The organism is Paenibacillus sp. FSL R7-0210 (assembly GCF_038009085.1).
Classification (GTDB): Bacteria; Bacillota; Bacilli; order Paenibacillales; family Paenibacillaceae; genus Paenibacillus_AQ; species Paenibacillus_AQ silagei.
Map to the genome: position 1 here is coordinate 6,011,847 of NZ_JBBPAR010000001.1, position 25,121 is coordinate 6,036,967.

The 25,121-nt window shown below is 52.6% G+C and carries 15 protein-coding genes and 1 riboswitch; of the genes, 5 read left to right on the forward strand and 10 right to left on the reverse strand.

Features of this window, described 5'->3' with window-relative positions; all coding sequences use genetic code 11:
• The first annotated feature begins 22 nt into the window (after positions 1-22).
• Complete coding sequence (gene odhB / locus MKY64_RS25390) at positions 23-1,339, forward strand: 2-oxoglutarate dehydrogenase complex dihydrolipoyllysine-residue succinyltransferase (RefSeq protein ID WP_340956560.1); 1,317 nt, start codon at positions 23-25, stop codon at positions 1,337-1,339.
• A gap of 716 nt (positions 1,340-2,055) precedes the next feature.
• On the opposite strand, the gene MKY64_RS25395 is transcribed toward odhB, so the two are convergent.
• From MKY64_RS25395 to MKY64_RS25405, 3 genes are all read right to left on the reverse strand, one after another.
• The gene (locus MKY64_RS25395; protein ID WP_442792617.1) at positions 2,056-3,312 is read right to left on the reverse strand and encodes an L-lactate MFS transporter; all 1,257 of its coding nucleotides are present in this window, start codon (positions 3,310-3,312) and stop codon (positions 2,056-2,058) included.
• Between the two features lie 135 nt (positions 3,313-3,447).
• On the reverse strand, positions 3,448-4,179 hold the full coding sequence (locus tag MKY64_RS25400; protein WP_036723527.1) for a LytR/AlgR family response regulator transcription factor: 732 nt from the start codon (positions 4,177-4,179) through the stop codon (positions 3,448-3,450).
• Complete coding sequence (locus MKY64_RS25405) at positions 4,176-5,780, reverse strand: sensor histidine kinase (protein WP_200869519.1); 1,605 nt, start codon at positions 5,778-5,780, stop codon at positions 4,176-4,178. Before MKY64_RS25405 ends, MKY64_RS25400 begins: the two co-directional genes overlap by 4 nt.
• A gap of 617 nt (positions 5,781-6,397) precedes the next feature.
• On the opposite strand from MKY64_RS25405, the gene MKY64_RS25410 reads away from it, so the two are divergent.
• Complete coding sequence (locus MKY64_RS25410; protein WP_051477874.1) at positions 6,398-7,078, forward strand: class I SAM-dependent methyltransferase; 681 nt, start codon at positions 6,398-6,400, stop codon at positions 7,076-7,078.
• A 295-nt stretch (positions 7,079-7,373) separates the two neighbouring features.
• Here MKY64_RS25410 and MKY64_RS25415 read toward each other — a convergent pair whose 3' ends face one another.
• Together MKY64_RS25415 and MKY64_RS25420 are read right to left on the reverse strand one after the other, a co-directional pair.
• Positions 7,374-8,891: a methyl-accepting chemotaxis protein gene (locus MKY64_RS25415; protein ID WP_340956562.1), complete on the reverse strand. Its 1,518-nt coding sequence runs from the start codon at positions 8,889-8,891 to the stop codon at positions 7,374-7,376.
• A 452-nt stretch (positions 8,892-9,343) separates the two neighbouring features.
• Entirely contained in the window at positions 9,344-10,807 is a 1,464-nt protein-coding gene (locus MKY64_RS25420; RefSeq protein WP_036695613.1) for an NAD(P)/FAD-dependent oxidoreductase, read from the reverse strand.
• 138 nt (positions 10,808-10,945) lie between these two features.
• A riboswitch (purine riboswitch) is annotated at positions 10,946-11,045 on the reverse strand.
• Between the two features lie 310 nt (positions 11,046-11,355).
• On the opposite strand from MKY64_RS25420, the gene MKY64_RS25425 reads away from it, so the two are divergent.
• Positions 11,356-12,366, forward strand: coding sequence for a diguanylate cyclase (locus MKY64_RS25425; RefSeq protein WP_162174672.1), 1,011 nt, complete (start codon positions 11,356-11,358; stop codon positions 12,364-12,366).
• Positions 12,367-12,622: 256 nt separating this feature from the next.
• Here the strand turns inward: MKY64_RS25425 and MKY64_RS25430 are convergent, their stop codons facing one another.
• Positions 12,623-15,763: an EAL domain-containing protein gene (locus tag MKY64_RS25430; RefSeq protein ID WP_340956564.1), complete on the reverse strand. Its 3,141-nt coding sequence runs from the start codon at positions 15,761-15,763 to the stop codon at positions 12,623-12,625.
• A gap of 298 nt (positions 15,764-16,061) precedes the next feature.
• Here MKY64_RS25430 and MKY64_RS25435 point away from each other — a divergent pair, with 298 nt between their 5' ends.
• Both MKY64_RS25435 and MKY64_RS25440 read left to right on the forward strand, forming a co-directional pair.
• On the forward strand, positions 16,062-16,205 hold the full coding sequence (locus MKY64_RS25435; RefSeq protein WP_200869518.1) for a hypothetical protein: 144 nt from the start codon (positions 16,062-16,064) through the stop codon (positions 16,203-16,205).
• A 245-nt stretch (positions 16,206-16,450) separates the two neighbouring features.
• Positions 16,451-18,757 (forward strand): TPM domain-containing protein, encoded by a 2,307-nt coding sequence (locus MKY64_RS25440; RefSeq protein ID WP_340956567.1) that lies wholly within the window; start codon positions 16,451-16,453, stop codon positions 18,755-18,757.
• A 686-nt stretch (positions 18,758-19,443) separates the two neighbouring features.
• Here MKY64_RS25440 and MKY64_RS25445 read toward each other — a convergent pair.
• The 4 genes from MKY64_RS25445 to MKY64_RS25460 form a co-directional block, all read right to left on the reverse strand.
• Entirely contained in the window at positions 19,444-20,232 is a 789-nt protein-coding gene (locus tag MKY64_RS25445; protein ID WP_036723535.1) for a formate/nitrite transporter family protein, read from the reverse strand.
• 335 nt (positions 20,233-20,567) lie between these two features.
• Positions 20,568-23,102 carry an S-layer homology domain-containing protein gene (locus tag MKY64_RS25450; protein WP_340956570.1) on the reverse strand — a complete coding sequence of 845 codons (2,535 nt, stop codon included), beginning with the start codon at positions 23,100-23,102 and terminating at the stop codon, positions 20,568-20,570.
• A 159-nt stretch (positions 23,103-23,261) separates the two neighbouring features.
• Positions 23,262-24,356, reverse strand: a complete 1,095-nt coding sequence (locus MKY64_RS25455) for a toxic anion resistance protein (protein WP_036723538.1) — start codon at positions 24,354-24,356, stop codon at positions 23,262-23,264.
• A 13-nt stretch (positions 24,357-24,369) separates the two neighbouring features.
• Positions 24,370-25,086, reverse strand: coding sequence for a hypothetical protein (locus MKY64_RS25460; RefSeq protein ID WP_339312437.1), 717 nt, complete (start codon positions 25,084-25,086; stop codon positions 24,370-24,372).
• Positions 25,087-25,121: the final 35 nt, after the last annotated feature.

Sequence of the window (25,121 nt, forward strand, 5' to 3'; positions counted from 1 at the left end):
TATATTTGGGGAGGTACGGCCTGTGTCCGAGATAAAAGTACCCGATTTGGGCGAATCGATTTCCGAAGGAACGATCTACAAATGGCTGGTTAAAGAAGGCGACACTGTCGGCCAGGGAGATGTGCTTGCCGAGCTTGAGACCGACAAGGTCAATCTCGAGATCAGTGCGGAGGAGGACGGCGTCATCTCCTCCATCCTGCGCCAGGCGGGCGAGAACGTTGCCGTTGGCGAAGCCATCGGCATCATCGGCAGCGCCGCCGGGGCAGGTGCTGCCAGCGGGGGCAAGCCTGCAGCAGATAGTGCTCCGCAGAGCGGCAGCGCGCCTGCTGCTGCCGCAAGTGCCGCAGCGGCTGAACCGGCCGCTGCGGTAACGGCTCCAGCCGCCGCCGAAGGTGCGGCGGCAGGCACTGCGGCCCTGGCTTCGCCGGGGGCGCGCAAGCTGGCGCGGGAGCGGGGCATCGACCTCGGCGAGGTCAGTGCCCGCGACCCTATCGGCCGGATCGGTCAGGCTGATGTGGATGGTCATGGCGCAGCCGGGCCGCAGGCCGCTGCGCCAGCAGCTCCGGCGGCCGTGCGGCCGGAGCCGGCGAAGCCCGCGCCGCCGGCAGCGGGCAAGGCACCGCACGCCGAGGACGGCAAAGCCACCGAGCGCAAGCGCATGTCGCGGCGGCGGCTGACGATTGCCAGCCGCCTGGTCGAAGCGCAGCAGACGGCCGCGATGCTGACCACCTTCAACGAGGTGGACATGACGGCCATTCTCGACATCCGCAAGCGCCGCAAGGATGCCTTCAAGGAGAAGCACGAGGTCGGACTCGGCTTCATGTCCTTCTTCACCAAGGCTGTCATCGGGGCGCTCAAGGCTTACCCGATGCTGAACGCCGAGATCGACGGAGAAGATCTCCTGCTGAAGAAATATTACGACATCGGCATTGCCGTAGCTGCCAAGGAAGGCCTGGTCGTACCCGTCGTCCGCGATGCCGACCGGCTTAGCTTCCCAGAGATCGAGCGGCGTATCGGCGAACTGGCCTCCAAGGCGCGCGCCAATACGCTCAGCCTGCCGGAGCTTCAGGGCGGTACCTTCACAATCACGAACGGCGGAGTGTTCGGCTCCCTGCTGTCCACACCAATCCTCAATACCCCGCAGGTCGGCATTCTCGGCATGCACAAGATCCAGCTGCGCCCCATCGCGCTGGATGAGGAGCGCACGGTCAACCGTCCGATGATGTACATCGCTTTGTCCTACGATCACCGGATCGTGGACGGATCAGAAGCGGTCAGCTTCCTGGTCAGAGTCAAGGAATTGTTGGAGGACCCGGAATCCCTGCTGCTGGAAGGCTAAGCCCCCGGCCCATCGCTTCTCCAACCATTTAATTAACATAAAGGCACCCGTTAGAGCGTAACCCTACGCCCTCCCGGATGCCTTTTTGCTATATCCGCTGACTCTGCCTCCGCCATACCCGCTCATACCAACATGCGCCTGTTCTCGGCAGCCCACGCACCTCCACCGCGCTAAATGTGGTCGGTTTTTCGACCACATTTAGCCGACGAAGCGCGTCCGGGCCAATTGTGATCGGTTTTTCGATTACATTTGGCCGACGCGGCGCACCCAGTCCAATTGTAGTCGGTTTTTCGATTACATTTGGCCGACGCGGCGCACCCTGTCCAATTGTAGTCGGTTTTTCGATTACATTTGGCCGACGCGGCGCACCCTGTCCAATTGTGGTCGGTTTTTCGATTACATTTGGCCGACGCGGCGCACCCTGTCCAATTGTGGTCGGTTTTTCGATTACATTTGGCCTACGCAGCGCGTCCAGTCCATTTGTGGTCGGTTTGCTGAATTAAGTACGTTAAACAGTTGAACGGACGACATTCTGTATTAGGTACACTGCTCATTTTCATGCTGGAGTTGTGCCTCGAAAGACATGTTTGTTTTCGACCATGAAAAAAAGACCTCCACCACCCGCTCACGCGAACGTAGGACATCTCTTCTCCAAAAGCTATTCTCTTTGTCTATACTACTTTAAGCCGACGTAAGTCGATAAGTCGATATATGGTTTAAGCCGTATGCCGTGAAGGCTTCAGGCTCATTCCCTTGGCTTTGGCTGCTCTGGCTACCGGAGGCTTCAGCGAAACCGCCAGGATACAGGCCAGAATACACAGCAGACCGATGATGTTAAAAGTAGGCTTGAACCCGCCGAGGAAGGCGGCGATGAATGAACCGGACAGCGCGCCGATCCCGAAGCCCTGATAGATGATGCCGTAGTTCTTGCTGTGATTCTTCAGGCCGAAGAAGTCACTGACAATCGCCGGGAAGACGGTAATGTTACCGCCGAAGCAGAAGGCGATGGCCGCCACACAGGTGAAGAACAGGCCATAGCTCAGTGTGGCATAGCTGAGGGTAAACATTGCCACAGCCGTTACTGCGAGCGTGATACTAATCAGCTTGGTCCGGCTTACCCGGTCGGATAATGCGCCAAGAATCAGGCGTCCGGCCGTATTAAAAATAGCGATCATCGCTACAGCATTCGCCGCCGTCGCCACATCCATACCCGCCAGCTGCACACCGATATCCTTCACGATACCGATCAGATAGAGGCCGCTCATGCAGGCGGTGAAGAAAATCACGAACAGCAGGTACGCTTCCTTCGTGCGGAGCATTTCCTTCACGGTATAATCCTTGGGCAGCAGAGCCGCCCCGGAAGCGGACGATGCCCGGTTTCCCGCAGCAGTTACAGCAGGTGCAGCCACCGGAGCCTCCCGGATCAGCAACGAGCCGAGGAGGATCATCAGCATGACCATCAGGCCCCAGTATAGAAAAGCATTCGACACCCCCGCCGATTCAATCAGGCTGCCGTTGATGTATTTGAAGATCAGACTGCCCGTTCCGTAAGCACCCACGGACACCCCGGAGATCAGTCCCTTATGCTTCGGGAACCACTTCATCAGGTTGGACAGCGAAGTAATATACGCCGTGCCATCAGCATACCCGACCACTACGCCAGCCAGCAGGTAGAACATCGGCAGGGAACTGGCCTGAGAGCTTAGCATCAACCCCAGCCCCAGCAGGATACCGGAAGCTGCGGTCAGTCTGCGGAGACCGAACCGGTCCTGCAGCTTGCCTGCGAACAGTGTGGCGAAGGCCAAGGCAAAGCTGGTAATAGAGAACGTTATCGAAACTGAGCTAAGCTCAAAACCAAATGTACTGACAAGATGTGCATTGAACAGGCTCCAGGTGTAGATGGTGCCGAGTCCCATTTGCATAATTACTGTACCTAGTACGATGAGCCACCGTTTACTGGCTGTATCCGTTATCATCAGAATTCCCTCTTTCTCTTCTGAAGTCGCTGAAGTCGCTTCAAGGCTTACTCTGCCTCTTCATTGTAGCGAAAGGAGCTCCTTCTGAGAGAAATCCGGAATGAGATGACACTGACGGGGAATGAACTGCCGTTAGAGACGCATAATCTGCCTGAATTCCTTCACCTTGCTGCGGCTGACTGGAACCTCCACATTCAGATCCCGCAGCCTTAGCAGATAGGTATTGTTGAACCAGGGGATGATTTCCTTGATTTTGGACAGATTGACCAGATAGGAGCGGTGACAGCGGAAGAACTGCTCCTGCGGCAGGCGGGTATGGAATTCACTGATACTGAGGGCCATGCTGTATTCCTCCCCCTTGGTGATCACACTCGTTGTTTTCTCCTGCGCCGAAGCATAATAGATCTCGTCCGCATCGACGACGATAATCTTTTCATTTTTCCACAGATTGACCTTATCGCTGCCCAGCTTCACCGGTCCCTCTTCCCCCTGGCGGCTTCTGGCCGCGATGGCACCCTCCAGCTTCTGCAGCATCGCTCTGATCCGCGTCTCACTGTAAGGCTTCAGAATATAGTCGAATGCTTCAATCTCGAACGCCTCGGCGGCATGCTCCTTATAGGCTGTAATGAACACAATATACGGCTTGACCGCGAACCGGCTGATATTATGGGCCAGCAGCACCCCATCAATTGAAGGGATATTGATATCCAGGAAAATCACATCCACCGTATCCGTCTGCAGATACTTCAGCGCCTCCAGCCCGTCCTCGAATTCCGCCGCAATCTTGATCCGGCTATGGGTCTGAATCAGATACGTAAGCTCCTGTCTTGCCAGCACTTCATCCTCGACAATGATCGCTCTCATCGCTGCTCCTTTATCACATCAAAATAGATTTCCGTCCCCTTAGCCAGCCGCCGGATGGTCAGACCCGTACCGTAGATCAACTTGATACGTTGGTGCACGTTGTTGAGGCCGATTTTGTTGCCCTCCATGCTTCCGCTGTAGACCTTCGCAATCGTCTCTTCACTGATCCCCGCTCCGGTATCGGCAATCCGCACCCTTACGCTGTCTCCGTGGTCCTTGACCGAGATGTCTACAGTTCCGTTCCCTTTCCCCTTCAAAATCCCGTGGATAATCGCATTCTCCACCAGCGGCTGAATGACCAGACTCGGAATACGTACCGTTACCTCATCTATATCGTACAGAACGCTCAGGCGGCTGCCGAAACGGGCCTTCTCAATCTCCACATAATGCTGCACCTGCTGCAGCTCGCGCCGGATATCTATGGATTCATCGGTCAGCTCCAGATTATACCGCATATACCCCGACAGATTGACGATCAGCTCACGCGCCTTGTCCGGGTCTATCCGGATGGAGGAGATAATTGCATTTAGCGCATTGAACAGAAAATGGGGGTTGATGCTGGTCTGCAGTGCCTTCAGCTCGGCCTTGTTGGCCATCTCCTTGATCCCCTCAACCCGTGACACCTCCATCAGTGTGGAGATGATCTGTGACAGCCCTACCGCCATGGCCTGGAGGGAATAGGTGATTTTATGCGCGTGGGTATAGTAGATCTTGAGTGATCCCGTCACCTCCCCCTTCTCCTTCAGCGGGATAATGATCAGCGAGCGGATGTCCCGGTTCATGTATTCGGTATCGTCGTCACGGATGGTAATCTCCCCGCTGCTCAGCGTCTGCTTCGTCTCCTCACTGATGATCTCATTGGCTTCGGCATAATATTCTTCCCCGACACCCACGTAGGCCAGAATGACTCTGGTATCGGTAATTGCCACCGCATCCGCCCCGATATCCTCCTGGATGATTCCGCAGATGGTACGCAGCGACTCGGGAGTAATACTGCGGAAATACGGAAGCGTCTTATTGGCAATCTCCAGCGCCAGCTTGGACTGCTTCGCGGCAATCCGCTCTTTCTCCCCTTCTACACTCTGCACAAGCGTAACGATCAGCCCGGCACAGATCTGCCCCACTATCATCGGAAAAGCAATCTTGGACACGATATCCACGCCAAGCGAATGGGGATCAGCCATCACCAGAATCAGCGCCATCGTCAATGCCTCGCAGGCCATCCCGGCGACAATGGCAGCGATCCAGCGGCGTTCAGGCGAAGTGCGCCGGTAGATGATCCCGGATACCACGCCCGCCGTAATGCTGGTAATCAGACACGGGAGCGAGGTGACCCCGCCGATATCAATCAGGAAGCGGTGTACGCCCGAGATGATCCCGGTAATCAGCCCGACCCAAGGACCGAACAGAATCCCTCCGGCTATGATGGCGATAATCCGCACGTTGACCAGAGACCCTTCCACATTAATTCCGCTGTAGGTTCCGAAGATGGCGAACAGGCTGAAGATAACCGTGACAATCGCCAGTTCCTGAGGGGCATGCACCCCTTTGGCAAAAATCTCCTTGAACCGCGGCACCCGGCTCAGGACGAACAGACACATCAGCAGCAGCGCTGCCCGCTCTAACAATTGCAGCAGAATACTCAAATTATATTGCACACTCACGCCTCCATAGGACAAGCTATCGGTCCATTATAAGTTGGGATAATGGTTATAGCAATCTGCGCAGCCGCCGCTAAGGGTTGAGGTAATCCTATTGGATTTCCAAACCAGGCATGTCGTGTTCCCTCACTGAGTATAAAAGCCCTTCTATTGCGGAAAATTAACTATTATCGTAAGGTTGTTTTAAAGGAGTGATAGCTTGTGCGTATAGCTTTTTGGATTGTATTTGCCTTTGTTGGTATTTTGATCTTTTGGATTGTGGGCGGCTTAATTGGCCGTAACAAACGAAAGTAATCTATAGGGGCTATAACAGCCCCTCAAAATAACTGCTGCACCTTTTCTTCGGATTGCGCAACAGTCACTATGACTCTCGATGAAAAAGTTTCAAGGCAGGATAGTAGATGATGGTATCCTTGATTGTTTTTTGATAAACTTGGAATATATAAGAATTGGAGGCGGTTAACATGAAAAGTAAGAAGAATAATGGGCAAAAAAACGGGGAATATAGCGCCTAATTAGCCCTATAACTGCGACTCCCCATTAGGGAGAAAAATGTCTTGAATAATCCTTTTCTAAGTATCCAAAACCCAACTCCATTAGGCGCGGGTTCATACGAAATGGCTCTGCCACTAATTACTGCTTTAGAATTGAAGCCAGGTATGCGTGTATTGGAAATAGGCGCTGGTACTGGTCAAGTTGCGGCAACGGTAGCTAAACATTGGGGAGTAACTGTAATTACATTGGAATTGTGGGAAATATTGAGTGTTATCCAGGAATATGCATCAGAACAGGGTGTAGATAATAACGTTCTGGCAGTAAGAGCGAATGCTGAACTTATGCCATTTCCTGACGAAGCATTTGATGCAGTCTTTAGTATCGGCTCTTTTTTTATGATAGAGGATAGGGAACAAGCTCTGAAAGAAATCACACGCATTACTCGCACTAACAGTTTTTTTGGAATTGCAGAACCTATGTGTACATTGAATCCAATACCGCTTGGTTTGGAGAATTTCGATATCTTACAGTCTTATAAAAAATGGATTCGGACGTTAGATTGGAATTGCAATTTACTTCGAAATCAAGGTTTTTTAATTACCGAAAGTTCTTACTTCTCTGAGAGTTACCAATGGATGCTCGATAATTTCCGATATTACGAAGGCGAGAAGGATTTTATTTTGCACGATGAAGGACGTTGGTTGAGTCTAGGGCTCGCTGTTGGCAAGAAAGTACGGCGATAAGCGTTGAATTAACAGGGAATGACTCTTGAACACCGAAGGGCTACCGTATGGTAGTCCTTCGTTATGCTAAAGGGCCACGTTAACTCAATAACACAACGGCAGTCTATGACTTTATTATCTCGTTCAAGAGCTGTCGTCGTTGAAATTTTTGGGGCCAATGTTTTTAATGCACCTTATGCAAATTTGAGTTTGTTCGCAAAATGCTTATATCTCCATTCCAGCCTAATGACCCGCTAATCAATTCATCCTACTATCCCTCTCTTACTGCGCCGTATGCGTCCACTGTTCAATGCCTCTAGACTGCCAGATCAATCCCCACCACACCCACAATCTTCCCGTCCCCGTTCGTAATTGCTCTGGAGAGGGTGATGCAGGAACGCTTCGTAATGGCCGAGACATACGGCTGCGAGACGTAATGACCTTCCGCCATTGCCCCGTTCCACCAGTCCCGGCGCTTCGCATTCAGCAGCCCGGCCGCAGGCTCGGAGTAGATGAAGGTGCCATCCGTCCGGTTGGACCAGATGGCCTGCACATCCGGTACCTTATGCTTGCAGGCCGCAAGAACTCTGCCATGGATGTCCGCATCCGCTGCACACATCTCCTGCTTGGCTGCTATCTCCTGAAGCACCGTCTGCATTTCCTCAAGCCGCGCCGTATATTGACTCAGCTCAATGACTTCGCGTCCGGCAATGCCGTTCACTGACTGCTGCAGGGTCTGAGATTCCAGCAGCAGGCTTGCGCTGATCTCATTAAGCTGCCCAATCTGCGTGCGCTGGCGGGTCACCTGCTCCAAGGTCAGGTCTACGCCTGCTATGGTCTCATTGACAATCCCCACTGCACCGCTCAGCTCGCCGGTCACCTCTTCGATCAGACTGTTCTGCTGCTCTGCCGCAGCCGCTGACTCCGTAACTATGACCCCGACTTCCTCCACCCGGGCCGAGATATCCCCGAGGCGCTGCTTCACCTTCGCCACTTCATTCACTCCATGCGCAACCGCTGTCTGCTCCTTTGTGACCGACTCCAGCACCTGCCGTACGCCATGATTGAGATCCCGCAGCACCGCCGTTGAGCGCTCCACGGAATCCCGGCTCTGATCGGCCAGCTGCCTGATCCGGCCTGCGACCACAGCAAATCCGCGGCCCGCTTCCCCGGCCCGCGCAGCTTCAATCGAGGCGTTCAGGGCCAGCAGCGAGGTCTCATTGCCGATGCCTACGATCAGGGCGTTCATCTCCTCCACCAGCGCAATATGTCCGCTTAACACGGTGAATTTGCCCAGCATATCTCCGCTCTGCTCCTGCAATTCCTCCATGACCTCATCTGTATTCTTCAGGGAATCCACCATCCCCGCCATCCCTGTACGTGCTGCCTGCATCGCCATACTCAGCCGTCCGGTCAGCTCTCCAATCTGTCCGGTAACTGCTGCGACTCCGCCCATCCTGGCAAAAGCCCCCTCAATATTGGCCTTCGCCTCATTGCTGCGGGTCTGCAGCTCCACCTCGTAGGCATGCGAATAGTCCGCTGTCTGCTGAAGTCCTTCGGTATGACGGGTAATCTCCTCCAGAGCACCATGCAGCCGGTCCGAGGTGACAACAATTTCATTGCCCAGCCGCTCTACCTTGCTCTGTGATTCCGCCAATTTCCGGGCTCCAACCGCTCCGTTCCGCCCCATATCCAGCGCAAACCCGGCCAGCGCTACCATCAGCAGCAGATAGACAACCTTATGTACCCAGTACATCTCCATCCATAAGCCATACAACCCCACACCTAGCAGCAAAATAATAACGATAGCGGCCTTGCTCCGGCGAATTCCCATTCTGCACGTTCACTCCACTCTATCATGTTATGTATTCTAACATTATATCAGCAGAGTTAAATTAAGGAAACCACAACTATATAGATTTCACTTATATTTTTTCTGTTATGGGATTGCCGTGACTCCATAGAAGTTTTGGACTTCCGGCCGCACATACATTTGGTCCGTGTGCCTGCATCAGAACACAATGTATACTGTTTTTCACATACATTTGGTCCATGGGCCTGCTTGCGAGCACAATGTATGCTGTTTTCCACATACCTTTAGTCCGTGCGCCGCTCTACCAGCCAATTGCCATTCGGTTTTAAGCATACCTCAGCATTAAAGTCATTCTACGAATCATTCAAAGAATACTTATCCCCAAATCTATAGTTTCCTAAAAAACAATAAAAAACAGCCGACCCCCAGCATCTGAGGATACGGCTGTCCTTCCGGCGTCATCCCGCCCAGGATTATACCCCTGCCGGTTGTACGCTAACCTCTTGGGCATTCTTCGCCATCATGCCGCGGGCGATCCACACGCCAGCCGCTCCGGCCTGGGCCAATCCGCGGGTAATGCCTGCCCCGTCGCCGCCGCAGTAGAGGCCGGAGATTTCGGTCTCGAACTCATCCGTCAGCTTCGGACGGGCGGAATAGAATTTCGCTTCCACGCCATAGAACAGCGTATGTTCGGAGGCGATGCCCGGGGTTACCTTTTCCAAGGCCTCCACCATTTCAATCAGGCTCTTCATCGTGATGTACGGCAGTACCAGCCCCAGGTCACCGGGCACCGCTTCCTTCAGCGTCGGCTCCAGGAACCCTTCCTTAATCCGGGTCTCCGTAGACCGGCGGCCCCGCAGGATATCTCCGTATTTCTGTACAATGACCCCGCCGCCGGACAGATCATTCGCCCGCTTGCAGATCTCCCGGGCATATTCATTCGGCTTGTCGAACGGCTCGGTGAAGGTATGGGAGACCAGCAGCGCAAAGTTGGTGTTCTTCGAGCCCAGCGCAGGGTCCTTATAGGAGTGCCCGTTCGCGGCCATCGCTCCGCTGTGATTCTCCACAACCACATGCCCCGAGGGATTACTGCAGAAGGTGCGGACACGTGTACCTACGGAGGTATTGAAGATGAATTTGCCCTCGTACAGATGCTCATTAATCTCCCGCATCACCACATCCGAGGTCTCTACACGCACCCCGACATCGACCTGGTTATTGTACATTTTGAGCCTGCGCTTCTTCAGCACCTCGGTCAGCCAGGCCGATCCGTCCCGTCCCGGAGCAATCATCACCAGGCCAGCCTCATGACTCTCCCCGTTCTTCAGCGTAATGCCTGTAATGCGGTGCGTTCCGTTCTCCTTCACAGTAACGATATCTTCTACTTCTGTCTTGTATAACATATCAATGCGTGTCCGCAGATATTCATAGATCGATTTCAGAATCTCCAGGTTCTGCTCGGTTCCGAGGTGGCGGACCTGCGCCCGCAGCAGCTTCAGCCCGGCGGCATATCCCCGCTGCTCGATGCCGCGAATGCTCTCCGTAGTCGGATCGGTAATGACCGGGGTTGCCCCGTGCTCCAGGTTGATTCCATCTACATATTCAATCAGCTCCATCACCTTGGAAGGAGGCAGATAATCCGTCATCCAGCCGCCGAATTCGGTGGTAATGTTGAATTTGCCGTCACTGTATGCACCAGCGCCGCCGAAGCCCGCAGTAATGGAGCAGGCCGGCAGACACCCGGCGAATTCCTTGCGGCCGGAGGCGGGCGGACAGAGCTTGATTTTCTCCTCCAGGATCGGGCAGTTGCGGCGGTAGATATCATGTCCCTTGTCCACCAGCAGCACCTTCAGCTCAGGGGCCTTCAGTGTTAATTCATAACAGGCGAATATTCCAGCCGGACCGGCTCCAACAACAATTACATCGTATTTACTCATATCTTCTCTGTTCCTCCCAAGGTGAAACGGCTTCGGCCTGCGGTTGACAGGGGCCGCAAAGCGTCTCTGCAGTATATTAGTCCACTTAACCAAGCAGCACACAACAGCACACAAAAAAACCTGGCCTCTTCATAGGTATGCAAAATGCACCCTATTCGTAGCCAGGAATTTACGGTCCCCTGTAGAAACCCCCAAACCTTATCATTGAGGATATACGAACAACTTCACCCGTTATTACGGGACAATTGGAATTTTACCGAATAAATCCGAATGTGTCAATGATGAATAGCATGAATAGTTCGTGTTTATAGCATTATGCAGAATCACGTACCCAGACAACCTAACAAACACCTTACAAACACGAACGTTATTCCAGACCTATTCCCTGACATAAGACCCAGAAGGAGAAACAAGAACATTGTCGAATATATAAGTACATTGCCACTGGAAAAGAGGAACATCTTATGCAGATCCCGCCCCCTACTCCTCGCCAAATGTATTGGAACCGCGTCCTCCTCAATACCTTTTGGATGGCGCTTTTTGTTTATATGGCAAGCCAGCTATATGTTTACTTATCCATGTGGGGCCACCGGCCCGAGTTGTCCGACAAGCCATATCTCATTAGGCATATCTGGATTCCAGATGCTATTCTGTTCGCCCTGCTGCTGATTCTGGAGGCTGTCCATAAATACAAGCCGCTGTTATCCGAATTCTCAATTATTCTTGGAAGTCACCTGTGCGGTATCGTGTTCATCCTGAATCTTAGTTCCGAATATCATGTGAAGCCGCTGATTATGCTGCTTCCGCTGCTGGTATCCATGATCTATCTGAGGGAGAATTATCTGAGGGCTTCCTCTGTGATCTGCCTGATCTACATCATCATACTATTTCTGAACACCTCTATTACCGATTACACGCTACGCATCCAGAACATCATTATCACCCTGATCTTAGCCGGAACCTCCCTGGCCGGCTTCGGTGTTATAGCCCGGGGCAAGGATCTTATGCGCTCGCTGGAGAATTCGTTGAAGTCAGAGCAAGAGCTGCGCATCCAGAATATTATTATGGACCGACTGTCCAAGATCGACCCGCTGACCGACCTGTACAACCATAAGACCTTTCATGAGTACCTGGGCTGGCTGATTGACCATCAAGAGAGCAATCCTTTTCCGATGCAGCTGGCGGTTATTGATATCGACAATTTCAAAAAGGTCAATGACCGGTACGGGCACTGGGTCGGAGACATCGTTCTCCGGCAGGTCGCCGCTGTCATGCTCCAGCATATCGGCTCGGATGATTTCGCAGCGCGGTACGGCGGGGAGGAATTCGTGATTATTCTGACTTCCAAGACATTAGAGGATTCGGGCCGCATTATGGAGAATATCCTCGCAGGAATTGCAAGCCTTCCGATCAGCGAAATGGACAATGAATCGGTTACCGTGAGCATCGGAATGCATGAATATAACGGCGGGGATTCCAAGAGCTCTATCTTTCAGCAGGCGGACGACGCCCTGTACGAGGCCAAGAAAACCGGCAAGAACAAAATCGTCATCTTCTAAGTCCATCCATCCCACAAAGTGTGGCTTTAGCTTAAATATAAGAATTTATATGTTGCACACGATAACTTATCCTTCTATTTCTCGCTAAAACGGTACCGTCCTCTAAAAGGACGGCAAAGCCGTTTACACTTGCGATGATGATTCAGGTACTTAGCGGGGCCCACAAACATATGATTTCTATATTTCAAAAAAGCGGGTCCACCGTGCATAGCAGCCTATGCCGGGGACCCGCTTGTCATCTGAACCTGTCTGATATCTATTCCAGCTCCTCCGCCCCATACCGTCTCTGCGGAACAAGCAGCTCCATGACCTGGCGCTGCGGCACCGGCCGGCTGATCAGATACCCCTGCACTTTATCGCAATGAGCTTCTCTAAGGAAGGCCCACTGGCTGGCATCCTCCACGCCCTCGGCTACTACATCCAGACCCATCTTGTGGCCCAGAGTAATAATCGTCTGCACAAAAGATTCACTAAAGGCCTTATCGGCCAAGGAATCGATGAAGACTTTATCCATCTTGAGCGTAGAGATCGGCAGCTGCTGCAGATAGCTAAGGGAGGAATACCCCGTTCCGAAATCATCCAGGGCAATCCGTATCCCCCGGGACTGCAGGAACTCCAGCTTGCTAACCGTACTCCCGAACGACTCCATGAAGATAGACTCTGTGATTTCCAGCTCCAGACTGGATGCCACAAGGCCGCTCTCCTCCAGACTGTCCAGCACAATCTCTACGAAATCATCCTGCAGGAGCTGAATGATGGAGATGTTCACCGATATTTTGTAAGGAATGCCGGTCCGCTGATGGATGCTGTTCATGAACTTGCAGGCCTCCCGCAGCACCCATTCGCCGATATAGATAATCAGCCTGGAATCCTCGGCGATCTTAATGAAGGAGAGCGGGGAGACAAAGCCGAGGACCGGACTGTTCCAGCGGATCAGAGCCTCGAAGCCTGAGATCAGCCCGGTCTCCATCTGCACCTGCGGCTGATAATGCAGCTCGAATTCGTTATTATTCATCGCACTGCGCAGATGCTTCTCAATATTCATCCGGTCATTGAAGGCGGTATGCATCGATTTATCATATACGACGTAGGTGCTTTTCCCCTCTTCCTTGGCCCGGTACATCGCTACATCGGCGTTCTTCAGAATCTCTTCCGTCGTCTCGCCGTCTTCCGGGTAGAAGGAGATCCCGATACTGGAGGACACATACAGATTGCTCTCACCGATAAGAAAAGACTTGCGGAACGCACGCATAATATCCTCGGCCAGATTAAGCACATCCACCCGGCTCTCAATATCCTTGAGGAAAATCACAAATTCATCCCCGCCCAGCCGCGACAGCAGATCCTCCTCACGCACTACAGACTGGAGCCGTTCGCTGGCCTTGCGGATCAGAATATCGCCGGACTTGTGTCCAAGCGTGTCATTGATGTATTTGAAATTATCCATATCTACGAAAAGCAGCGCCGCACTGCCTCCCGTCCGGCGGAAATAACTCTCCATCGTCTCCAGCAGACTGAGCCGGTTCGGAAGATTGCTGAGCGAATCCATATACGCCAGGCGATGCATATTCTTCTGATTCTCCAGCAGCATATCATATTGTCCTACAATCTCCTGCTGGGTCGCTGTAAGCTGCTCATAAGTCGCCTCCAGCTCCTGGTAGCTGTTATTCAGCTTGAATTCTGCCTGCTTGCGCTTGCTGATATCGATCAGGGAACCAAGGAACAGGACGATCTGATCCTTCGGGTCAACGATTGCCTTGCCCCGCACCTCGAACCAGATGTACTCCCCCTGCCTTGTTCTCATCCGGTATTCGGTTTCATAGATCGGGGTCAATCCGGTAAGATGCTCCTGTCTGGCCTTGCGCGCGGATTCCTGATCATCCGGGTGAATAATGCTGAGCACGCCTCCCTCGAAGGAGTTGATCTCCGCCTCGGTATATCCCATCACCTCGTACCACCGGTCCGAGAGCTTGTAGAAGCCGCTGTCCCAGTCCAGCTCCCACATGTACGCACCAGAGCCTTCCGAGGCCAGGCGGAACCGCCGTTCGCTGACCCCCAGCTTATTGAACTGATCCTGCAACTCTACCTCTGTGGCCGCCAGCTCCTCATATGTAGACTCCAGCTCCTCGTAGCTAAGCTGCAGCTTAAGCTCATTCTGCTTGCGTTCATCGATATCGATGCCGACCAGCACGAAGATATCCTCCGCCTGCTCGTCCATTCCCTTGATGAGGGCCGTGCGGACGGAGAAATAATGCGCACCCGGAGAATGGTCAGGAAGCCTCAGCTCGACATTGGTCACATAATCCCGGGCTGCCGCCCTGGCAAGGAGATCTCTAAGCACGGCTGCACCGTCTTCCAGGCCGGGCAGCTCTTCTATGCTTACGCCCAGCACCTCCTTCTCCTCCAGCCCGGTCATCATCTCGGCATATTTATTGAAGCGCACGCTCCGCTTGTCCCCGTGAACAGCCCACACAATCACTCCGGCATTCTCGATCACATCCTTGAAGAATTCCTGTTCGGAGTGAATCGTACGGCGCAGCCGCCGGATATACATCCGGAGCAGGACGGCACCGAATACCAGCAGAATGGTCCCGATGGAGAATACGGTAAAAATCCGGTTACGCATCTTTTCATTATAATGGTCGGAATGCACGAAGAAATACTGCTGGTACAGCTCTTCGAAGGCACCTGAGCTTACCAGACGCTCTAGCCTTGCATTGACGTAGGACACCAGCTCCGGCTTGGACTTGCTGATGCCGTAGGCCACATCCTGCGGATACAAATTGCTCATTTTGCGGATAATATTACCGGTTAAGCCCTGTTCTACAATCAGATAATCGACAACCCCCTGATTCTCGAACAGCAGGTCGATCTCCCCCTGACGCAGAGCGTCCAACGCATCCGGTACGGTTGCATATTCTATGTATTCTGATGGCGGGATACCCGCCTCGTTCTGCAGGATGGTCTCTGCATATTGTCCTTTGCCAACACCGATCTTGTACTTACGGAGTGTGCCCAGCGTCACGTCAACCTGGAGTTCCTGACGCGAATAGACAGAAATATAGCTTTTTAACACGGGTTTCGAGAAAAGAATGTTCTGCTTCCTCTCCTCGCTGACAGCCATAAGCCCGGTAGTATCAATCCCGCCCTCACTCAGCCGCCGGTACGTCTGCTCCCACTTCCCGGTGCTGTAGTGGACAAGATATTCGTTCTTCTCAAAGATCATACTTGTCAGGTCAATATCGAAGCCCGTCAGATAACCATTCTGTATGTACTTATAAGGTGGATACTCCAGTTCTGCCTGGTACTTAATTTCCTGTCTTTCGGCATAAGCGGCAGCGGGGTGTGCAAGCATGAGCACAATGCTAATTAGAAGCAACAATTTACACCGCTTCATCGCAATTCTCCTTTATCCCAAGTAAGATCGGCATAACTATGTATACAAGCTTATTCGACAAAATATGGTAGGGTTCCTGCTCCTTTTTTCTCATTTCCGATAAATTGTGCACATCCTGCGGTTTCATATCCTTAATTCTTTAGTGCATCATCTTAGATTTAATCAAAAACTTTAGATTTGTATTGCTTTTTGCGGTTAAAGTGTGGATAATAACAGTAACGGTTGATAATGATTATCATTATTGGATGTGCAACATTCATTATTTTCTATATTTGAGCTAAAAGGAGACTGAACCCCCATGAACGCAGCCACTACCCGGACCGCCCTGCAGGTTGACGATTACCTGGACCTGCTCAATCTTGCTGTGAAAGTCGGAGATATGAAATGGCAGAAAGAAATCAAGTCCCGGTTGCAGTATATCCTGTGCCTAGAGACCAGATAGCCCATTTCATACAGAAATAGATGAATATAGCTTACTTCTTATACAAGAGGCGGTTCCAAAAGCCATGAAATGGCTGCTGGAACCGCCTTTTGATTTGGAGCAGGATCAACGTGAGCACTTGGGTGGACGCTATCGCCCGTCAATTCCGGAGTACCTGCATCTGCGGGGCTCAGAATGTGTAATGATATAGTATAATGATCAGCATACTATAACGAACAATAGCCTATAGATCGGAGTGTGTCAGATTGAGAAAAAACCTCACCCTCGCCTTGGTCCTGATATTATCCCTGCTGTGGATTCCAGGGGTCTATGCTGCAAATATTCCTGCACAGCAAGGAGTAATTACGGATGAAGCCCGGCTGCTGTCTGCCCAGGAAGCAGAGAGCCTTGCCCGGATTGCTACTACAGACCGGTACACCTTCCATGTCTTAACCGTTGATTCGCTGGCCGGAAGCAACATGTCCAGTTATGCCGCCGATGTATATGATACCTGGGGGCTGAAGTCCCGGGACATCCTGCTCCTGATCGCTTATGAAAATCAGCTGACTGAGATCAGCTTCATTAACCCTGGGCTGCAGGATGCGCTCGATGCCTGGTCCTTACAACAGGGCGGAGCTGCAGGTAACGCAGCAATTAACAAGGTGCTGGAGAAATATTTCAATCCTTATGCCAAAAACGGAGATATCCCTGAAGGCATACGTTCTGTGATCCAGCAGATGCAAGCCATTGGCAGCAGCGGACAGAGCAGTAATACCGGCAGCGGTGCGGCAGGCGGTGCGGATGCCGGTACGGCAGGAGCTGGCTCCAGTCCTAACGGCAGCAGCAGCAGATTCCCTCTCCTGCCGGTCGCAGGCGGTCTTGTCTTGGCCGCGCTGCTGATATTGCTGCTGTATGTGGCAATTACCGGAATGCGCCGCCGCAAGGGACTGTCCGTGCAGCGTGAGCAGCTCGCCGACCTATTGGTACGGGCGAACCGCGCTCTGGAGTCCCTTCAGCCTTTCCAGGGGATTGTGCAGGGCAAGACTGGTGAGAGGGTCGAGGGCATCTCGAAGCGCCTGACCTCCCGGCTGGTCGAAATCTCTGCATTGCAGACCGCCGGGCAAGCACCATTGCCGCCGTTCTACCGCTTGTCTGCGCTTAAGGCGGCGGCAGAGCAGCTTCAGCAGACAGAGGGGGAATTCCGTGCCTCCCTGGAGGAAGAGGAGAAGAATATCGCAGTCGTCAGCGACGCCGACCGGAACGTCAAGCAGCAGATCACCGAGCTGAAGCAGGCTGCCCCGGAGCTTGAAGAACAGCGGCAGCAAGCGGCCCTGGAGACGGGCTATACGCTGGAGGAGATTGCCCAAGATCTTCAGGAGCTGGCCGAAGAGACGGCCAAGGCAGATCAACTGGAGCTGTTCGACCCCATTGCTGCCCAGGAGATTACTGCACAAGCTAAAAAGCGGCAACAGCAGATTGAGCAGGATGTGCAGGATGTGGGGACCTTTGACGATAAGCTGAAGGCCTTCCCCGGAGTCCTGGCGACTACCCGCAGCCGGATTGCCGGGCTGATCGACCAGAACTCCCTGCACAATATGAAGGTTAAGCCTTACGACAGCCTGGAGCAGGCTTCCGCTGCCGCCAGTTCCATGAAAGCGCCGCTGCACAGCGGCGATATGGACGAAGTGCGCCGGATTGGCGCTGACATGGATGCCCTTCTGACTGAAGCCGTGACCATGACGGAACGCCAGGCTATGATCCGGCAGAATAACCTCAAGGATCTGGAGACTGTACGCAGCACATGGGCAACGCTTAGCCAGCGGCGGAACGAATTACAGAGCCGGCTTGCCGGGGCGAAGAACAGGTTCGCCCGGAAGCACCTGGACGCTCTGGAGCAATTGCTTGAGGAGGCCAGAGGCACGCTGCGGCAAGGCGCGGCGGAAGTGCCTCAGCTTGAGACCTGGACCAGCGATGCACGCGGAGAGTATGACAATGCCCGCAGCGGGCTGGACCGGCTCCTTGCTTTGCAGGATGAGACGGCAAGCAGCATGAGTAGCATGAGCAGCAGTTTGGACACTCTGGAGGAGCGCCTCGACAGCTTGAGCAGGCTGTTCACAGAAGGGCAGAGCCGGGTGGATGCCGCCTACAATCTGCTGCACAGCAGAGGAATTGCCTCGCAGAACCGCTTCCAGCTATCACTGCTGCCGGAATATACCGAGCTGGAACAGCGTCTGGCCTCAGGTCCTTACGATCTGGATCAGCTGGAGGAGACAGGACGCTCCTATGCTTCGCAGATTGCTTCCTTCGTAGAAGAAGCGAACCGGCTGGTCCGTCAGAAGGAAGAGGCCGAACGCGCAGCCCAAATGGCCATGCTGCGGGAGCAGCAGCGCCGGGAACAAGCCCGCAGACGCAATTCCGGCCCGCCGGGCGGAGGATTCGGCGGCGGGCTTGGCGGCGGACGCTCCTCCGGCGGCTCTTCTTGGGGCGGCGGCGGTGGCGGCGGACGTTCCTCCGGCGGCTCTTCGTTTGGCGGCGGCAAATCCGGCCGAAGCTCCGGCGGCTCCAAGTGGTAAGCAGCCGATTGCCGCTACAGCACATCCTCACCCTAACAGGTGAATGATGTAACAATTTATTCTGGGCCATCAAGCGAAATCAGGGGCATTAGTGTCCCTGATTTTTGCTTTCTATGTACTTCCTCCGGACCCTGCGCCCTCACGCTAGCACATTGTATTTGGTTTTTCTGTGAAAATACGTCTGGCGCTGCGATAAACGCACGGCCTACGCCGCGCTCCCAATCCGATTGTGGTCGGTTTTTCGATTACATTTGGCCTACGCAGCGCACCCAGTCCCATTGTGGTCGGTTTTTCGATTACATTTGGCCTACGCAGCGCACCCAGTCCCATTGTGGTCGGTTTTTCGATTACATTTGGCCTGCGCGGTGCACCCAGTCCCATTGTGGTCGGTTTTTCGATTACATTTGGCCTACGCGGCGCACCCAGTCCCATTGTGTTTGGTTTTCCGTTAAAATATGTTAAATAAATGAAAAGACGATGTTCTGTTTTTTAGCCACGCTGCTCATTTTCATGCTGGAGTTGTGCCTTGAAAGACATGTTTGTTTTCGCATACATTTGCCCACTTACCCTCGCCAGCACCGATTGTATTCGCTTTTCCACCTACATTTGCCCTAGGCCTACCTGCGAACGCACAACAGCGATCCCCCGGTAACCGGAGAATCGCTGTTGTGTCATGTTATTGCCGTTCAGTGAGACTCATCCTCCAGAAACGGCTTGTTCACATAGTAATACATCACGCCCATTAGCACGCCGCCGCCGATCAGATTGCCTAATGTGACCGGGACGAGATTATGCACCACGCCTCCCCAGGAGATCGTACCAGGGTGATCCAGGACGAGAGCAATCGCAAAGGTACACATATTGGCAATACTATGCTCGTACCCCGAGATGAAGAAGCAGAACACGAACAGCACCATGGCGAACATTTTGGCACCGTCGTTCTTCATTGACATCGGGACGAAGAAGGCCAGACAGACGAGCCAGTTACAGAGAATCGCCCGGAAGAACAGCTGCATTGCCGGTGCTTCCATCTTATGGGCCACCACATTCAGCAGGAACCCGTTGACAGAGGAATCATAGAACAATCCGGTCAGAAAAATAAGCAGCGCAAACGCCGTAGCCCCAAGAATGTTGCCCAGGTAGCTGACGACCCACATCCGCACAACCTCAGTCCATGCCAGCTTGCGCCTCAGTGCCGCATAGGTGTAATAAAAAGTATCCCCGGTGAACAAATCGCCCCCGCCGTAGGAAATCAGGATGATGGCTGCGCCGAAGGTTATCGCAGCCATCGGATAGGTCATCGGCGATTGTTCCATATAGAAGAAGTTGCCGGTCTTAAAGGCTACGATCACGCCGAATCCGATAAACATGCTGGCGAGCATGGCCCTGGCAATGTACCGCCATACGCTTTGCCGGAAGATCTTCTGTTTCTTAAGTGCAAGCTTCTCTACCTGCAGCAGTGCCTCGTTCTCCATTTGACCCTCCGTATTCACTTTATATTTTCAGTGGTGCCGGAAGACTGATGTACAGCCTCCAGCTATTATACCCAATAAACCACTGGAAATTGCTTGAATCACAGAGCATCAATAATTTATGGATTCCGTTCACTCCCCGCACCCTTGTTACAGGCCGTTATCCTCCCGTTCATTCAGGCTGGCAATCGCCTCCGCCTTCTCACTGCTGGCTACGACGATAAGCACCACGATCAAGCATCCCAGAATCATCCCGCTTATCCCCTCTTTCTCCACAGGTCGCCTTAGTGACAACGTATGTGGAGGAGCGGGATAATATGAGTAGGATTAGCGGAGAATCAGTCAGTCAAACCGCCAATATAATAATTAAGCGCCTTATAATTAGCATCATAGAACAGGATAATGTAGTCTTCCGGCTGTCCATTCCGCGCCGCATCATCAGATAACTGAATTCGCTCATAAGGATAGATACTGTTAGTATTCCGATAATCATTTAAATACTGTACTGCAGATTCTGCAGAGAATTCTTGCTTAGCTGCTGCCAACGCTGATTTAGAGGTCGCTGTGAAATAGACCGCCTCGGGATGCGTTTTCTGATAATCTTTTACAGATACATAGTCTATACGGGTACCGTTATTATAATCCCGGACCAGCTTAACTCCATCCCCAATCTGTGCCGCCGTTCCGTCCCACACCGGCCGCTTCGACGAGAAATCTACCAGCTTGGTGGTATAACGTATTGCTTGCCCTGCCTTATTATAATAGACCACTGTAACGTAATTCTGTCCGCTCTTATCTGTCACCGGAAGAACTACTGAATGAATGTCAGCAAAATCAAATTCCCCATAAGGGCTTGGTTGTGCTAAATCCTCTGCACGAACAGGATTGGCTGTAATGTAATACGAGAACCTGCCTATGCTTCCCTTCAACTCATCCGGGAAACCCATCCAATTCATACTTATTGTCTTACCGTTGAATTGATTATACCCATCAATAATTACGGATTGAACCAGATCCATATTTTGAAGTGGTCCCGATCTCTTGGCGTTCATAAGAGCTGATACAGCATTCTTAAGCTTAGTCTTGCGTTCTCCCCAATTGAAAGAATCATCAAACGGCAAGTAGGCTCTATAAGCCCTGTTAACTGCATCTTCATCCATTAAAGTTACATTCGAAGGAAGCTCGTCAATTCTTTTCATGGCTGCTTCTAATTTCAGGTCTGTGCTAAGCATCACCTTGCCGGTGTAATAACCCAATGGCTTCATCTCGGAATCGAGGAAAATAATGGTGTATTCATCTTCGTTATATGTTTTGAAATTATATAATGTGTCATAGGCAAACGGGATATAGCCCGGTGATGAAGCACCTGCTGCTGTATTAGAGGATACTGTGGCATCAACCACACTGACCCAGCCGTCTCTGTACACTTTACGCGAAGCATGAATGATATCATTCAATTCCAAATTCAGGTTACTGTCCATATAGTACTTCGGGGTAATTGTATATCCCACTGCTCTTCCGCCAAATTGCAAAGCAGCATCTTCCACATCAATAGTATCCCGATAATATACTTGGGAAGACACTGTGCTGAATTTCTCCTGGGTAATAGTCACACCACTATTTAGTAACATTATACTGCTATAAGCCTCAGTAACTGAGGGCTGCAAATTCACCTTTTGAGTATAGAATCCGGTCACTTCATTAGATGAATTCCGTACCACAACCGAGACATATTTATCGCCTGCTGTGCCAATCCTGCTCTTTGGAATCGAAACACCGGTATATGTCAGCGTCTTCAACGAGTATCCCGTACTAATAGAAGCGTACTGGAGATTGGTAAGCTCCCAGTGGAGATCTCTAGAGCTGATCGGCTTCGCTGTTACATAATAAGTTATCTGGTCATTTAGACGGATAGTGCTTCCAATCACCCTGCTATAATCAACTTCTAGATAAACAGCATTCGTAACTGAATCGTCAGGGCGAGAGGTGATGCTGATATCCAGCGCCGGAAGCTCCTTGACCGGTAATTCATTAACAGGTTCCGGGCTTGGTGTCGGTGTCGGTGTTGGAACCGGCGTTGGTGTTGCCGCCGGAGCCTGGGTTGGTGTCACCTGAGGACCACCGCCACCGCCACCGCCACTACCGCCGCCACTTCCTCCCGCAGCTACAGCAGCAGTTGCAGTTGGTGCAGCTGTAGCTGCGGGAGTAGCCGACGGTGTTACGGCTGGAGCAGGCGTTGCCGCTCCCTGTACAGCTTGACCCGTTCGAGAGACTGCCGCATCGATCAGCGCTAAGGATTCTGCACGGGTCAAGGCTTTGACGGGCCCGAAGGTTCCATCCGGATATCCTTTAAGCACCTTCGCTGTGACTGCGGCAGCAACACTCCCTTTACTCCAGGATGCAATCTGGCTTGCATCACTGAATACTTCCAATACCTCTATACTGCCCGCGTCCAGCTTCAGCAGCTTGCTGACTATAACTGCTGCTTCCTGGCGGTTAATCGGAGCATTCGGGCGCATCTCATTGTTGAAGCCCTGGATATATCCAGCCGCTACAGCCTTCGCAACCTCACTATACGCCCAGCTGGTAGACGGCACATCGGTGAATTCCACCTTACTCTGTTCCGTAAAATGATAAGAACGGTTGATGAGCGTCATGAACTCCGCTCTGGTTATGGTCTGGTTCGGTTTAACCGATCCATCTCCGAAGCCTTTAAGCAAGCCGTTATCCAGCCAGCTTTGAATCGTCTGCTGCGCCCAATGTCCCTCATAATCCTTTGTCCCTGCTGACTGGGCTGCCGCTGTCCCCATAGAACCAAACAGCATCCCCGCTCCGACTATACCTGCCAATATTCCCGTTAACTTCCTGATCATCAATACTCTCCCCCTGAATGTACGACTGAACCCATCTCATAATATCTCACCGGAATATATTAGTAAATTAGAAATTTAACAACAAAAAAAGCCCGCCGAATCCATATCAGCAGGCTTGGTGCGTTATTCAAGTTATTTTACCGGCCCAGAAGCAAACCCTTAATTCAAAAAGCTGCTCAGCCCGCTCTCCGCCTGCTTCAAAGCCTGCGGCTGTGAGCCTTCGTTAAGCCCGAGCCGGTTGTTCAGCTGGGTGTTGATGGTGGTCATTTTGGACGTATAGTCCTGACAGCTCTCGATGATCCGCCGGTTGGACTGCTCTGAGGTATCCAGGGCGCTGAGCAAGTCGCCAATAGCCTGATTCACGGCTTCCAGCGACATGGACGGCTTGGAGAGCAGCTCCGTTGTCTTCTCTGTCGTCGTGCGCAGCAGCCGCGCATTCTCCTTGAACTGGTCCTCGATGGTCTTGTTGGTGGCTTCGACCGCATTGATGACATTCTCCTGATCGGCCAGGGACATGGCAATCATCGCCGAGACGGTGATCAGGTTAGAGGTCTTATCGATCGCGTTGTTTACGGAATCAATCAGCTTGTCATTATTGTCATTGATGATATCCGTTGCCGCAATCGCCTGATTGTAGAGCAGAATCATCTCGGTCATGGACTGAATCCGCACCATGACCTTGCGCAGCCCCCGCTCCAGATACGCTTTGCGGAATTCATTCTCGGGCTTGGCGATCTCCACCTCGAACAGCTCCTTCAGCTTGTTGCCGAAGGCGATCTTGGTCTGGAGGTTATAGATCTCCTCCATGGAGGTACGCTTCAACTGGCGCATGTTAACGATGCTCTCCTCTAGCGTATCCCGGCCGTCACGCAGACCGGTGATAATGGCATCAATGTTGGTGCGGACCGACTGATATTTATATACATAATTTTTAAGCGGGCTTTTGCGCAGCATTTTGCCGAAGAAGCTGACATTCTTACTCTGCTGAAGGGTCTCGCACTCATTGCGCAGCTTCATAATCATATTCGGCACTTCCACCCGCTTGCCGCTCATCAGGTCATTGACGGGGCGGTCCAGCAGCTTCAGCGTCTGGCCTGCCTTCTCCTGCGTCTTCACACCAAGCTTCCCGATATCATCCATCAGGGAATCCAGTGCCACCGTGTCAGTCTTGGCTACCTGCTCAATTAACTGGGAAGCCTCCTGGACTACCTTCTGCTCATCTTCTTTTCTAAGCTCAATTAACTGCGTGGACATGGCTATCCTCCTCCTATAATTCGGAACTGCTGTAGCGCTGATGAATCAGTTCCGCCTTGGTCTGAAGTTCCATCAGGTCTTTGTGCTCGATCGTCGACGCAATATCGGAAATTTTGGCATCGACATCACGCAGACCGTTCAGCAGCATTCTCCGGTTTCTTGTCTTGGCTTCGCCGCCCAGGCGCAGGAACGGGTTGATTACTCCATTAAGGTCCTTCAGCACCAGCCTACGGACGGTATGGTTAATCTCACCGTTACCCAGCTCCTGCAGCAGCGGAATGACGCGCTGCAGCCTGGCGAACAGCGCCAGCGACTTCTCGACAATTTCATTGTCCAGCGTATCCTTCTGCCCTTCGGAGATGATCATATCCTCCAGGATGCCCAGATACTCCACCACCGGAGCGAACTCTGCTCCGATCTGTATGTCCTCCCTGTGTCCGGCACCCGAATGGGCCGGGGAGGCCTGTCCCGCAGCAGCAGGAGAGGCAGCGGCAGCAGACGAAGCCTGCTGCGCGGCGGAGGATGCCGCCGGAATGGCCTGCGGCTCCTGTCCGGCAGGAATCACCTCTACCGGGAGATTCACTTTGGTGCGCCTGAGCTCCGGCACTGCAAGTGCTGCGCCGATTACCGGGAGCAGCAGCGAGACCAGCTCAGGCAGGAAGCCGCTGGTCAGTACGGCTACAACATAACCGGCACCGGCATACGCCAGTACTTTGAATTTAGCTTGCATTCCTTCTCACCTCTTATGAGCGTGAATGCTACACG